The 13602-nt window shown below is 64.9% G+C and carries 13 protein-coding genes; 10 read left to right on the top strand and 3 right to left on the bottom strand.

Annotation, left to right across the window (positions count from 1 at the left end):
* Positions 1–48: 48 nt before the first annotated feature.
* The 3 genes from LGR64_RS03835 to LGR64_RS03825 are packed head-to-tail and all read right to left on the bottom strand — an operon-like array spanning position 49 to position 2033.
* The gene (locus tag LGR64_RS03835) at positions 49–735 is read right to left on the bottom strand and encodes an HAD family hydrolase (RefSeq protein ID WP_012207078.1); all 687 of its coding nucleotides are present in this window, start codon (positions 733–735) and stop codon (positions 49–51) included.
* A gap of 24 nt (positions 736–759) precedes the next feature.
* Entirely contained in the window at positions 760–1821 is a 1062-nt protein-coding gene (locus LGR64_RS03830) for an RluA family pseudouridine synthase (protein WP_198406404.1), read from the bottom strand.
* Positions 1779–2033 carry a hypothetical protein gene (locus LGR64_RS03825; RefSeq protein ID WP_230355005.1) on the bottom strand — a complete coding sequence of 85 codons (255 nt, stop codon included), beginning with the start codon at positions 2031–2033 and terminating at the stop codon, positions 1779–1781. Before LGR64_RS03825 ends, LGR64_RS03830 begins: the two co-directional genes overlap by 43 nt.
* 323 nt (positions 2034–2356) lie before the next feature.
* On the opposite strand from LGR64_RS03825, the gene LGR64_RS03820 reads away from it, so the two are divergent.
* From LGR64_RS03820 to cpaB, 10 genes are all read left to right on the top strand, one after another.
* Positions 2357–5461 (top strand): Rne/Rng family ribonuclease, encoded by a 3105-nt coding sequence (locus tag LGR64_RS03820; RefSeq protein WP_141834158.1) that lies wholly within the window; start codon positions 2357–2359, stop codon positions 5459–5461.
* Between the two features lie 118 nt (positions 5462–5579).
* On the top strand, positions 5580–6365 hold the full coding sequence (yaaA, locus tag LGR64_RS03815; protein WP_013800980.1) for a peroxide stress protein YaaA: 786 nt from the start codon (positions 5580–5582) through the stop codon (positions 6363–6365).
* A gap of 78 nt (positions 6366–6443) precedes the next feature.
* A complete protein-coding gene (locus LGR64_RS03810) occupies positions 6444–7328 on the top strand; it encodes a 2OG-Fe(II) oxygenase (protein ID WP_141834155.1) in 885 nt (294 codons plus the stop codon).
* 156 nt (positions 7329–7484) lie between these two features.
* The gene (gene queF, locus LGR64_RS03805) at positions 7485–8333 is read left to right on the top strand and encodes an NADPH-dependent 7-cyano-7-deazaguanine reductase QueF (protein WP_013800978.1); all 849 of its coding nucleotides are present in this window, start codon (positions 7485–7487) and stop codon (positions 8331–8333) included.
* 755 nt (positions 8334–9088) lie between these two features.
* Positions 9089–9355: a Flp family type IVb pilin gene (locus LGR64_RS03800; protein ID WP_071956642.1), complete on the top strand. Its 267-nt coding sequence runs from the start codon at positions 9089–9091 to the stop codon at positions 9353–9355.
* A gap of 12 nt (positions 9356–9367) precedes the next feature.
* Positions 9368–10828, top strand: a complete 1461-nt coding sequence (locus LGR64_RS03795) for a pilus assembly protein TadG-related protein (protein ID WP_141834147.1) — start codon at positions 9368–9370, stop codon at positions 10826–10828.
* Positions 10825–11637, top strand: a complete 813-nt coding sequence (locus tag LGR64_RS03790) for a TadE/TadG family type IV pilus assembly protein (RefSeq protein WP_141834144.1) — start codon at positions 10825–10827, stop codon at positions 11635–11637. The genes LGR64_RS03795 and LGR64_RS03790 overlap by 4 nt, the downstream gene beginning before the upstream one ends.
* 14 nt (positions 11638–11651) lie before the next feature.
* Complete coding sequence (locus tag LGR64_RS03785; protein WP_230355004.1) at positions 11652–12383, top strand: hypothetical protein; 732 nt, start codon at positions 11652–11654, stop codon at positions 12381–12383.
* On the top strand, positions 12380–12559 hold the full coding sequence (locus LGR64_RS03780) for a hypothetical protein (protein WP_016447814.1): 180 nt from the start codon (positions 12380–12382) through the stop codon (positions 12557–12559). The genes LGR64_RS03785 and LGR64_RS03780 overlap by 4 nt, the downstream gene beginning before the upstream one ends.
* Before the next feature lie 73 nt (positions 12560–12632).
* A complete protein-coding gene (cpaB, locus tag LGR64_RS03775) occupies positions 12633–13586 on the top strand; it encodes a Flp pilus assembly protein CpaB (RefSeq protein WP_230355003.1) in 954 nt (317 codons plus the stop codon).
* Positions 13587–13602: the final 16 nt, after the last annotated feature.

The following is a 13602-nucleotide window of genomic DNA, read 5'->3' as shown; positions in this document are numbered from 1 at the left end:
GGCACACCTCACGAGCATGAATCAACGCGCTGACGCGGGCATGACGACTCAGCCATGGGCCAACAGCCACTGATGCAAATCCGCAACACTCTGCGCCACATGCAACGGCTTCAGCACGCCAAAGCCGTCGGTGGGATGCGCGCCATAGCCCACGCCCACGCTGGCACAGCCTGCATTGCGGGCCAGTTCCAGGTCGTGCGTGGTGTCGCCGATCATCAGCACCCGCGAAGGGTCCGCACCAAACTCGGCCATCAACTCCTGCAGCATCAGCGGATTCGGCTTGCCGGCGGTCTCGTCCGCCGTGCGCGAGCTGTCGAACATGCCGCGCAGCTGCGGGTCCTGTAGCGCATCGTTCAGACCACGGCGGCTCTTGCCCGTGGCCACGGCCAGCAGGTGCCCTCGCTCGCGCAGCGCCGCCAGCATGGGCAGCACGCCGGCGAACAGGCTGATGTCGTCCTGGTGCTTGATGAAATGGTGGCGATAGCGGTTGCCCAGCTCGGGGTATTTTTCGGGCGGCACATCGGGAGCTGCACGCGCCAATGCGGGCATCAGCGCCATGCCGATCACATAGGACGCCGCCTCATCGCTGGGAGGCGTGCCCCCCACATCGGCCACGGCCGCCTGAATGCACTTGACGATCACCGCGGTGGAATCCGACAGCGTCCCATCCCAGTCGAAGGCAATGAGATCGAAGCGGCGCGCACGGTGCATCTCGGAAGAACCAGGATTTGTCATATCTACAAGGAGTCAGAGCCAGCGTCAGCCAGCGAAACGGGCCAGTTCTTCGGGAAGCTCGGCGCGCAGCTCCACCCGCTCGCCACTGGCCGGGTGGGTGAACTGTAGCCGCCATGCGTGCAGGAACATGCGTTTGAGCCCCTGCTTCTGCAGGCGTCGGTTCAGGTCGAAGTCGCCATATTTGTCATCGCCCGCAATCGGGTGCCCCTGGCTGGACAGGTGCACGCGGATCTGGTGCGTGCGCCCGGTCTTGATGGTCACCTCCAGCAGGCTCATGGCCGGTAGTCCCAGCAGGGGCTGGGGCGCCAGCGTGCTGCGAACGCGCACCAGCGTGACGGAACGCATGCCGTCAGGATCATCGGCCGTGGTCACCCGCACGCGGCGTTCGCCGTCGGCCTGCAGGTACTTGTGCAGCGGCAGATCAATCACCTTGTGGTTGGCCGGCCAAGTGCCCTGGACCAGGGCCAGGTAGGTCTTGCCGGTTTCGCGCTCGCGGAACTGGTCCTGCAGATGCGTCAGCGCCGAGCGCTTCTTGGCCACCAGCAAGATGCCGGATGTCTCGCGGTCGAGCCGATGCACCAGCTCCAGAAAGCGGCTTTGCGGCCGCGCCTGGCGCAGTTGCTCGATGACACCAAAACTCACACCCGAGCCGCCATGCACGGCCACACCGGCGGGCTTGTCGATGGCGATCAGGTGCTCGTCTTCCAGCAGACTGGGGAAATCCCTGGCTGGCGCCGGCCGCTCGGCCTTTTCGGCGACTTTTTCTGAAATGCGCACGGGCGGTATGCGGACGATATCGCCGCTAGAAACGCGGGTTTCCGCACTGACGCGCCCTTTGTTGATGCGCACTTCTCCACTGCGGATGATGCGATAGACATGGGTCTTGGGAACGCCCTTGAGATGGCGTATGAGAAAGTTGTCCAACCGCTGTCCGGCCGAATCGTCATCGACTTCAATCAGCCGCACTGCGGCAGTGGCTGCGTTCAGGGAACGGTCGTCTGCCGGTTTGCCCTCTATAATGTGTTTCACCTGTGCCGAACTATTTATAAGTGGTTGATTCTCATGGAGTTTAGTCCAAACAACCATTTCCCCGCACAGGCAGGTCGATGCCATCCGGTGTCATGCACGCGAAACAGCAGGAAAAGATGGCCTGCGAAGTTCGTCGTTGCATCGGTTGTGGCTGACGAATTGAAACACTGATACGGAATCTCAAGCTGGCAGAAGGGGTCGGACCCGGCGTCCACCGCTGCCAGCGGATCAAAAGCGAGCATGTGGATCTTTTGGGCATGGATGGTCACGCTGTGGAGCAGGAAAACGCCTGCGCCCAGGATCATTGCCGCCCCCAAGCCTCCCGCCTGCCCCGCACGTGCAGCAGCTTCGCTTGAAGCTGGACGGCGTGCCTCTCTCATCGCTCTCGTCCCCCTGCCCTTGCCCCCATTGCTGACTTGAGCCAGGTCTCAAGCATCAAGGCATCCGGCGATTCCTTTCGTTTCGACGCGTCAGTCCGGCATCTCGGCTCCCTCGCGAGCCTGTCTTTGATTACAAGTCAAAGGCGTGACGGTCTGGCAGCAGAGTCTGCACTCCGGCGCGCCCCAGAGAAAACGAATAAAGGAAACGCATCATGAAACGGATGCTCATCAACGCCACGCAGTCGGAAGAACGTCGCCTTGCCATCGTCGATGGCCAGAAGCTGCTCGACTACGAAATCGAAATCGAAGGGCGCGAGCAGCGCAAGGGCAACATCTACAAGGCCGTGGTCACGCGCGTGGAGCCCAGCCTCGAGGCCTGCTTCGTCGATTACGGCGAAGACCGCCACGGCTTCCTGCCCTTCAAGGAAATCTCCAAGCAGTATTTCGCCGAAGGCGTCTCCCCCAGCCAGGCCCGCATCAACGAAGTCATCCGCGAAGGCCAGGAACTGATCGTCCAGGTCGAGAAGGAAGAGCGCGGCAACAAGGGCGCGGCCCTGACCACCTTCATCTCGCTGGCCGGCCGCTACGTGGTGCTGATGCCCAACAACCCGCGCGGCGGTGGCGTCTCGCGCCGCATCGAGGGCGAGGACCGTGCCGAACTCAAGGAGGCGATGGACCAGCTTGAGTACCCCAAGGGCATGTCCATCATTGCGCGCACCGCCGGCATCGGCCGCACCGCGCCCGAGCTGCAGTGGGACCTGAACTACCTGCTCAAGCTGTGGAACGCCATCGATGGCGCCGCCAAGTCGGCCAAGGGCGCCTTCCTGATCTACCAGGAATCGAGCCTGGTGATCCGCGCCATCCGCGACTACTTCAATGGCGACATCGGCGACATCCTCATCGACACCGACGACATCTACGAGCAGGCGCAGCAGTTCATGCAGCACGTCATGCCCGAGCATGCCGCCCGCGTCAAACGCTACCGTGACGACGCCCCGCTGTTCAGCCGCTTCCAGATCGAGCACCAGATCGAATCGGCCTACGCGCGCACCGTGACCCTGCCCTCGGGCGGCGCCATCGTCATCGACCACACCGAAGCGCTGGTCTCCATCGACGTGAACTCGGCCCGCGCCATCAAGGGCGGCGACATCGAGGAAACCGCCACCCGCACCAACCTGGAAGCCGCCGACGAAGTCGCGCGCCAGATGCGCCTGCGTGACCTGGGCGGCCTGATCGTCATCGACTTCATCGACATGGAGGAGAGCAAGAACCGCCGCGAGGTCGAGAACCGCCTGCGCGACGCGCTGCGCCAGGACCGTGCCCGCGTGCAGTTCGGAACCATCAGCAAGTTCGGCCTCATGGAGATGAGCCGCCAGCGCCTCAAGCCCGCCCTGTCCGAAGGCGCGCACATCAACTGCCCGCGCTGCGGCGGCTCCGGCCACGTGCGTGACACGGAAAGCTCGGCGCTGCAGATCCTGCGCATCATCCAGGAAGAGTCCATGAAGGACAACACGGCCGCCGTGCACTGCCAGGTGCCCGTGGAAGTGGCCAGCTTCCTGCTCAACGAAAAGCGCGGCGAGATCACCAAGATCGAACTCAAGCAGCGCGTCAACGTGATCATGGTCCCCAACAAGTCCATGGACACGCCGCACTACAAGCTCGAGCGCCTCAAGCACGACGACGTGCGCCTGGAAAGCATGGAAGCCAGCTACAAGCTGGCCGAGGAGCTGGACGCGGAAACCACGGTGACGCGCCGCTCGCAGGAGCCCACCAACAAGCAGACGCCCATGATCAAGGGCGTGCTGCCCGACATGCCGGCCCCTATTGCCGAGCCCCGTCCCGAAGGCAGCCGCAACCGCCCGGCCAACGGCCAGCAGCGCGATGCCAAGCCTGCGGCAACCGCTGCAGCGCCCGCACCGGCCGTCGCCCCCGTCGTGGTACGCGAGCAAGGCTTCTTTGCCTGGCTCAAGAGCCTGTTCGGCTTTAGCGCGGCACCTGCACCGGTCGCAGCGCCCGCTCCGGCCGCCGAAGCCCCCGCTCGCGAAGCACGCCGTGATGGCCGCAACGACAACCGTGGCCGCCGCAACGAACGCAATGGTGAGCGTGGCGAGCGCTCGGAGCGCAATGGCGAGCGCGCTGGCGCCCCCAATGCCGAACGCCAGGCCGGCAACGGTGATCGCAACCGCCGCAATGCCGAGCGTGGTGAACGCGGTGAACGCCCGGAGCGTGGAGAGCGCCCGGATCGTGGCGAGCGCGGTGAGCGCGCCGACCGCGGCGAACGCCGTGGCCGTGGTGAACGCAGCCGTGACGGTGAAAGCCGCCAGCCGCTGGAAGCCGTGAACGGCGTGGCCGCTGTCGCTGCAGATGGCAGCACCATCGAGCAGCGTCCCGAGCGCGCCCCGCGTGGCGAGCGCCAGGAGCGCGGTGAAGGTCGCCGCGAACGTGGCGAGCGCGGTGAACGTGGTGAACGCGCCGAACGCAGCGAGCGCCAGCCCCGCCAGTTCGAAGTCGCTCCCGAGACCGAAGAGAACCTGGACAACCAGGCCCAGCAACAGGACCCGTCCCTGGACAACGCTGCCCCCGCCTCCGGCGAAGAGCAGCCGCGCCAGCGCCGTTCGCGCGACCGCTATGGCCGTGACCGCCGCGAGCGTGGCGATCGCGGTGACCGTGCAGAGCGCGCACCGCGCGAAGCGGAGGGCGAAGCCGTCCAATCCTTCGAAGCCGCCGCTCCCGAGCAGGACCAGCCTGCCCGCCGCAGCTACTTCAACGCAGCCAGCCCTGCCGCCGAAGCCCAGGCTCCTGAAGCCATGGCCGAAGCGCAAGTGCCTGCGCAGCCCGCAGCAGCCCAAGCGGTGCAGCAACCCGTCGCGGCCCCCGTGCCCGAGCAGCAGGTTGCCGCTCCCGCGCCCGTGGCTGCGGTGACCCCCGCGCCGGTCGCACCTGCCCCCGTGGTGGCATCTGCACCCGTGGCCGCTCCTGCCGCAGTGGCAGTCGCGCCCGCAGCAGCCAAGGCCGTTGAAGCAACCGCCGAACGCGGCCTGCCCAAGGTCCAGGCCTACCAGTTGCCCATGTCCGAGCTGCAGGCGCTGGCCGCCGCTTCGGGTCTGCAATGGGTGGGCTCCGATGCCGACAAGGTAGCAGCAGCCCAGGCAGCCATCGCCGCCGAACCGCAGCCCGAGCGCGTCGTGCGCGAGCGCCCGCCCGTGGTCGCTCTGGATGACGGCCCGCTGATCCTCGTGGAAACACGCAAGGACCTCAGCGAGCTGCAACTGCCGTTCGAGCAGCAGCCGCAGCCGCAGGGCGCGGCCCAAGTCTGACCACAGACAGTGACAACACAGGGGCCCTCGCGGCCCCTGTTTGTTTCCGCCTCCGCCCTCACCTCATACGTCTCCCCACGCCTTCCGTCCACCTCTTTCCAGGAGCTTCCGTCCCGCCATGCTGTTGCTGCTCTCCCCCGCCAAATCGCTGGACTACGACACCCCACTGCCCCCGAAACTGCCGCACACGCTGCCCGTCTTCTCCGAACAGCCGCTGGAGCTGATCGAAGTGCTGCGCCGCCAGTCGCCCCAGCAACTGTCGGAACTGATGGGCATCAGCGACAAGCTGGCCGCGCTCAACGTGGCGCGCTACGAGGCCTTCAGCCCGCGCTTCACGGCCACAAACGCCCGGCAGGCGCTGCTCGCCTTCAACGGCGATGTCTACGAGGGCCTGCAGGCACGCAGCCTGGATGCCGAGGACCTGGACTGGGCCCAGCAGCACCTGGCCATCCTCAGCGGCCTGTACGGCGTGCTGCGCCCGCTGGACCGCATGCAGCCCTACCGCCTGGAAATGGGCACACGGCTGGAAACCGCGCATGGCAGCAACCTCTACCAGTTCTGGGGCAGCCGCATTGCCGAGCACCTGAACCAGCGCGCGGCCAAGCAGCCGGCGGGCGAGCGCGTCATCGTCAACCTGGCTTCGCAGGAATACTTCAAATCGGTAGACTTGAAGCACCTCAAGCCCCCGGTGGTGGAATGCGCATTCGAGGATTACAAGAACGGCGCCTACAAGATCATCAGCTTCCATGCCAAACGTGCGCGCGGGCTGATGGCACGATTTGCCATACAACGACGCGCTCGCAGCGCGGCTGAACTCGAAGCCTTCGATCTGGAGGGCTACGCGCTGGCGCCAGCTTCCTCGACGCCTGCGCGCCTGGTGTTCCGTCGCAAGACCGCTGACTGAGCCTCGCCGGCCACCGGCCGGCCCCGGCCTCGATGCCTTTGGAGTCCATTCACTGCGGCAAGGGCCGCACTGCACGCCATGAGCCTCAAATCCTCACCAGATTCCCAGACCGCCGCGCAGGACCTGCCCGTCGGTCTCACGCCTGAACTCATGCAATGGGTGCGCGACCAGCGCGCATCCGGCATAGGGCCTGCGGCCCTGCTGCGCTCCATGCGCGACGTGGGCTGGAGCGAAGAACTGGCAAGGCAGGCGCTGGACCTGCCCGAACAGGGCGATGTAGCGCCACCGGCCGTCGTCGTCTCGGCCTCGAGCCTGCCCGAACCGGACCTTGCCCAGGACCCCAGCAGCATCGATGTCGGCGACCGCCAGGTCCAGGTGCTGGTCAGCATGCGCAACCCGCGCATCGTGGTCTTCGGCAACCTGCTCTCGCACGAGGAGTGCGACGCCATCATCGCCGCCGCGCGTCCGCGCATGGCGCGCTCGCTCACCGTGGCCACGCAAAGCGGCGGCGAAGAGATCAATGACGACCGAACCAGCAACGGCATGTTCTTCCAGCGTGGGGAAACCGGCATCGTCAGCCAGTTGGAAGAACGCATCGCCCGCCTGCTGCGCTGGCCGCTGGACCATGGCGAAGGCCTGCAGGTGCTGCACTACGGCCCGGGCGCCGAATACAAGCCCCACCACGACTACTTCGCGCCCGGCGAACCCGGCACGCCCACCATCCTCAAACGCGGCGGCCAGCGCGTGGGCACCCTGGTCATCTACCTGAACGAGCCCGAACGGGGCGGCGCAACCATCTTCCCCGAAGTGCCGCTGCAAGTCGTGCCGCGCCGGGGCAACGCCGTCTTCTTCAGCTATGAGCGCCCCGACCCCTCCACGCGTACCCTGCACGGCGGCGCGCCCGTGCTGGCCGGCGAGAAATGGATCGCCACCAAATGGCTGCGCGAGCGCGAATTCCACTGAAGAGCCAGCGAACCCGGGCGCACCCACCCTTATTGACCTTATATGGCCACCCATGCCTGCGGGCATGGAAATTCAGTTAGCTTCAAAGCCTGGGTCCACGCGCTCCGCGCGGACCGTCCAGGCCTGACCAGCGCCGGCACGGCCGGCCCTTTTTCCATGAACACTCCCGAACAATCCCAGCTGGGCAAAAGCTCCGCCTACATCGACCAGTACGCCCCCTCGCTGCTGTTCCCCCTGCCCCGCGCGCCCAAGCGCGAAGAAATCGGCATTCAGGGCAGACAGATGCCCTTCTTCGGCGCCGACCTGTGGACGGCCTTCGAGCTGTCCTGGCTCAACCTGCGCGGCAAGCCGCAGGTGGCGCTCGTGCATTTCACGATTCCCTGCGAGACCCCCAATCTCATTGAAAGCAAGTCCTTCAAACTCTACCTCAACAGCTTCAACAACACCCGCCTGGCCGACGCGGCCGAAGTCCAGGCACGCCTGCGCACCGACCTGGCCGAAGCGCTGTGGCGCGGCAGCGAGCAAAAGGGAAGCATCGGCGTGAAGATCATCGGCCTGGACCGCTTCGACCAGGAAATGGTGCAGGAGCTCGACGGCCTGCTGCTGGACCGCCTTGATGTGGAGTGCACGCAATACCAGCCCGCCCCCGAGCTGCTGCGCGCCAACCATGAAGAAGGCCCCGTCACAGAAACCCTGGTCAGCCACCTGCTCAAGAGCAACTGCCTGGTCACAGGCCAACCCGACTGGGGCAGCGTGCAGATCCGCTACAGCGGCGCGCAGATCGACCAGGAAGGCCTGCTGCAATACCTGGTGAGCTTTCGCAACCACAACGAATTCCATGAGCAATGCGTGGAACGCATCTTCATGGACATCTGGACCCGCTGCCGCCCCCTCAAGCTCTCGGTCTACGCACGCTACACGCGCCGTGGCGGCCTGGACATCAACCCGTTCCGCACCAGCCATCCTGGCGCCTTGCCGGCCAACGTGCGCTCGGCGCGGCAGTAAAAGAGGCGGCCGGCCATCCTCAAGCCGGCCGTCATTTCAAACTTTTCACCGGCATGCCGACGCCGCAGCGGCATGCCCGCACTCCTGCCCATCGAGCCCCGCGCCCAGGCTCCTGTCGGCGGCCCGCACCTGAATTCTGAAAAATAGGAATCGTCCTGCATCGATTCAGATTGATTTTTCAGATCACCCTGCTTGAGCCCATTTCGCCTCGATCTATCTGACACAGATGGATCGTCGAAAACACGGAATTCATTAAATAGCTTGCTATTGAAATGACAGCAAGAATCTCCGACGATGCATTCAGAAACATCGTCAGGAGTTGTCTTAGAGACATGCGAGAAAAAAATTCATAGGCTTGGCGGCACAAGAAATGACTTCGGGGCGCAATGAATCGCCACCTGAAAGTCAGGCATATGCAGGCGCCTTTTTCCTGCCAATGCCCCACGCAGAACTGTCCTGGCGCGCAGCGCCAAAGCGGCAGTCCACCGCCAACCTTGAGGGAGAGACCATCCATGCATCGCTTTCATTCAGCGCCTTGACGCAGTGCGCTGACGCCAAGGCCAAGGCCCTGTGCCTGGGCACGGCTGATTCCCTGCACATGCGCAATTCGGAAGAACCGCCAAGCACCGCCCTGGTGCCCGCCTCCGCCTGAATTGCGTTTTCCCTTTTCCCCGTTTCCGTGATGCACGGCTGCAGCCCTGCGTCTGCCTGCTTACGTCCCTACAGATTTCTTCCACCAGCACAGGAGTTTTTGCATGACCACCTTCAATACCTCACTTCAATCTCGCAAGCAACGCGGCCAGGGCATGACCGAATACATCATCATCGTGGCCCTGATTGGTGTGGCCGCCATTGCCGTCTACCAGTACTTTGGCGAAACCATCCGCGCCCAGACTTCCGGTATTGCCAATGAAGTGGCCGGCAAGTCAGCCAAGACGGCCATCCAGGCGGCAGGCACTGCAGCCGGCAAGGCCGATGGAGAGCGCAAGGAAAAAGGCCTCGACGCCTACGAGAACAAGTAAGCGGGCCTGCCCATGTCCACCATCACCACCCTGCGCGGCGGTCGAATACGGAGGCAGGACAGGCAACGCGGGCAGGCACTGATCTACGGCATCTTTGTCCTGATCGGTGCACTGGCCTCGCTGTTCTTTCTGTTCAACACCGGCCAGCTCTCCCAGGAAAAAACCAAGCTCGTCAGCACGGCCGATGCCGTGGCCTACAGCGCCGGCGTGATGCACGCGCGGGCGATGAATTTCAAGGCCTACGGCAATCGCGCCCTGATCGCCAACGAGGTGCTGGTGGCGCAGATGGTGAGCCTGTCCTCGTGGGCGCAATACGCACAGACCCACGCGGAGAACCTGCCCACGCAGTTCCCCGAATGTGCTGACTACACCGGTTGGGGCGCATTGATCGGTGCTGCATTCCACTACAACGAGATGTACGCGATCATGTGCTACGCCACCGTGCAGTACGCGGGCCAGTACATCCAGCAGATGGCCAAGATGGTGCCGTCGCTGGCATTCGATACGGTCACAGCCGTAGAGGCCAACAAACAGGCAATACAGAAGGCGCACAACCTGCTGCACGCCCGCTCCTACCTGCAGGACATACGCAGCAGTGTGATGAAGGACGTGGCCCAGGCCAACTACGCGGGCGATGGCAGCGTAAAGGTGGAGCCCATAGGCCCCGACGACTGGGGCAGCTTCACCCAGCTCTACAGCGGCGAGGACCGAGGCCGCATGGCCAAACTGGCTGTGTATGCGGCGCATAGCGACAGATTCACCAAGGAGCGTGTCTGGACGGCCGAGGCAGAAGTGCCTGGCCCAGACGAAATCTGCATCCTCATGTGGCGCAAAAGCGAGGTGCGCCGACGCGGCGGTACCGAACTGGTCAACTACGACGAGTGGATCGCCGAAGACACCGAGTCGTTCTGGCGCGCCCAGCGAAAGGGCGGGCTCATTCCACGCTGCCGGCTCAGGGAGGAGCCCATCGCCTGGGGCGAACAGCAGGCCCACCCCGACGACCTGGACCAGAATGACTCGTCCGCCTGGCTCGGAGGCTCCCGCAACAACAGAAGGGCCTCTGCCAGAGCCTCCTCCGCGCACTGGACCCACTACACCGGCCTGCCCAGCTACTACGACCTGAGCCAGCTGCAACCGGACAAGAACGACCCCACGTTGCGGTTCAGTGTGCGCCTGTCGCGGGCGCGCAGCGAATTGCGCACCTCCGATGGCGCCAGCGAAATAAGCGGCACGCCGGACAGCCGCATCAACGCCTATCAGAGCCAGGTCGCCAAAGACGAAATGGTGGCCGTTGCCACGTCCGAAGTGTTCTTCGAGCGCCCTCTGGCACAGCGTCAGAACCGCTATGGCGCAAGCCAGGGTCTCCCCCTGGAGCTGCCCAGCCTGTTCAACCCGTACTGGCAGGTGCGCCTGATCCACTCCCAACCCGATGTACTTGGCCAGCAGATGCGCCAGGGAGGGCTGATCCCATGAACCTCCTGAACCGCGCCCGCTACCCAAGGCGGCAGGCAGGCCAGGCCCTGGTCGAATTCCTGGCCATGGCGGCGCCCCTGCTGGGCCTGTTCCTGCTGATGCCCATGATCGGCAAGTACCAGGACATTGCCCATGCCACCCAGATGGCCAGCCGCTATGCGGCCTTCGATGCCACGGTACACAACGACGCGGCGGGCAGCTACAAGCTGCCTACACAACTGGCAGCCGAAGTGCGCAGGCGCTACTTCAGCCGACCCGAAGCCCCCATCAAGACGGACGACACGGCAGGCGACTTCGACGCACACCGCAATCCGCTGTGGACGGACCCCGCAGGCAATTCGCTGATCCCGCGCTTTTCAGACATCTCGGTCAGCTTTGGCGAAAGCCAGTCCACAGCGCACAGAGAGGCCTTCAAGGCCAGCCTAGACGGCGTACCCTTCAGCAAAGTGCCTCTGGCGAACCACGGACGCATCGGGTTGAACGCCCCAGGCATCTACCGCGCCAACATCTCCGTGCCACTGGCCAACCTGCCCGCAGGCATCCAAAGCTACACCCCCTTCGACCAACTGGACCTGCGCGTCACACGCCACACCAGCGTGCTCATCGAGCCCTGGGCCTCGCGCTCCGTGGAGCAGACCATGGACCGGTTCGGCCGGCTGGCGCCGCTCAACAGCCTGTTCTCCCCGGTGGAGACGCTGCTGGATGTGGCCATACCGGTCTTCGAGTTGATGGAGGTGCCGGCCCCCAAGTTCGGACGCCTGGACAAGTGGCAGGACATTGTTCCGGCAGACAGGCTCAGGGCCGAATGATGACAACGGCCCGCATGCTCCGTTCCATCTGCCTGAGCCTGCTGACGCCAGGGCTCACCCATGCCTTTGCGCAGGCCAACTGGCCCGAGATCCCGCTGCCCGAACATGCCAGGAGCTACCACATCGGCCAGCAGATGGACCTGGACGGCCTGCCCATGCGGCTGACCGGCTTCGCCACCCGCAGCACACCCAGGCAGACCGGCGACTGGTTTGTGCGCACCCTGGGCCAGCCCCTGATGGACGACCAGCGCGATGGCCAGCGCATTCTGGGCCGCGCCCAGGGCGAGCACTACCTCACCATTCGACTGGAACCCACCCCCGACGGCGGCACGCGCGGCCTTGTCGCTGTCACCCACCTGCGCGCAGCCTTGAGCGGCAAGGCCCGCAGCCAGGGGGAAAGAGCCCGATGGCGGCGCCTGCTGCCAGCTGGAACCGAGATCGCCAGCCTGCTGAACACCCAGGACGGTGGCCAGCTGTCCACCCATCTCGTTGCCACGAACAGGCACGGCGAGGCGCTCAATGCGCAACGCCTCACTGCGGCGCTGCAGGAGCAGGGCTATGCACTGGAACGCCGCTTCGACGCCGCCACAGACACCAAGGCCCACGCGTTCGGCTCTGAGACCGGCGCCATCACGGTGCTGATGCGCGGCCCGGGCAAAGAGGCGACGGCCGTCATTTCCCGCAATGCGTTGGGCCTCACCAGCATCGTTCTCGTCACCAGCGTGGCGGTGGAGACCACGCCATGAAGCTTGCCCATCGCCTGCGCGGCCAGTCCTCGGTGGAGTACGCCGTGGTCTGCGCGGCCCTGGCCTTCGCGCTGGGCGTCGGCATGGTGGACAGCAACAGCGTGCTGCACCAGTTGCTGCTCGCCCTGCAGGCTGCCTACCAGAAGTTCAGCTTCGCCCTCTCCCTGCCCATTTGACCCGTCAGCCATGAACTCCGCACTCGCCCGAATCACCGCCCTGCGTCCCAACAAAACCTGGATCGCCCTTGGCATGGCACTTGCGATCGGCCTGGGCGCCGCAGTGATCGCACGCGGCTACCTGAACAGCCAGATGCAAGCCATAGAAGCGCGTGGGAAAAGCAAAACCCGGCCGCTGATCGTGGCCAAACGCGATCTCAGGAAGGGCGATCCCATCTCCAAGGAGACCATTGCCGTGCGCGACGTTCCCCACGATTACGCGCACTCGCTGGCCATCGGCCCCGAGGATTTTTCCCGCATTGCAGGCCGCGCGCTGGAGCATGGCATGCAGCACGGCGACATCCTGCTGTGGAACCTGCTCGAAGGCGACAAGGTGCCGACCTTCTCGGCCCGCATCGAAGTAGGGCGGCGCGCCATCACCGTGCACGTGGACGAGATCAACTCCATCTCGGGCCTGCTGGAGCCGGGGGATGCCATCGACCTGATGCTCACCCTGGATCAGAAAGGCCGCAAGACCACCTTTCCACTGCTGCAGAACGTCCAGGTCATGGCCACCGGCCAGCGGTCCGTGGATGACCCCAGAAGCGGTGAGCGGCGCCAGTACTCCACGGTCACGCTGGACACCTCCCAGGCGCAGGCCCGGAGCGTGATCATCGCGCGCGAGGCGGGAAAGATCACCGCCTTGCTGCGCAATCCCAAGGACTCGGATGTTGTCGAAGAAGACAGCGCTGCCATGGCCGCCCTGCTGGGCCTAGCAGGCGACGTGCAGTCCCTGATTCAGACAGCGGGCGCAGCGCAATCACCGGGCCGAGCCGTTCCCGTGCTCTATGGCGGACGCCGCATGGACTTCAAGCCCGAAGACCTGCTGCTGCGCCAGGACAAGGCCCACGATGCCGGCGAAGGCCCGCCCAAGGCAGCCGCAGCCCCCACGCCTGTTCAACCGGCTCCGCAAGCCGCACTGCAACCAGGCCAGGCTCCTCTTTTCCCTGCGTCCTTCCCGATCCAGCCAAGCGCGTTGCCTCGCTGAAGGCGTCTCACCCGCT

Origin of the sequence: Delftia sp. Lp-1 (assembly GCF_020523835.1) — a bacterium.
GTDB lineage: Bacteria > Pseudomonadota > Gammaproteobacteria > Burkholderiales > Burkholderiaceae_C > Comamonas > Comamonas acidovorans.
Note: the sequence above shows the minus strand (reverse complement) of the source record. Positions and strands in the feature narration are given on the sequence as shown.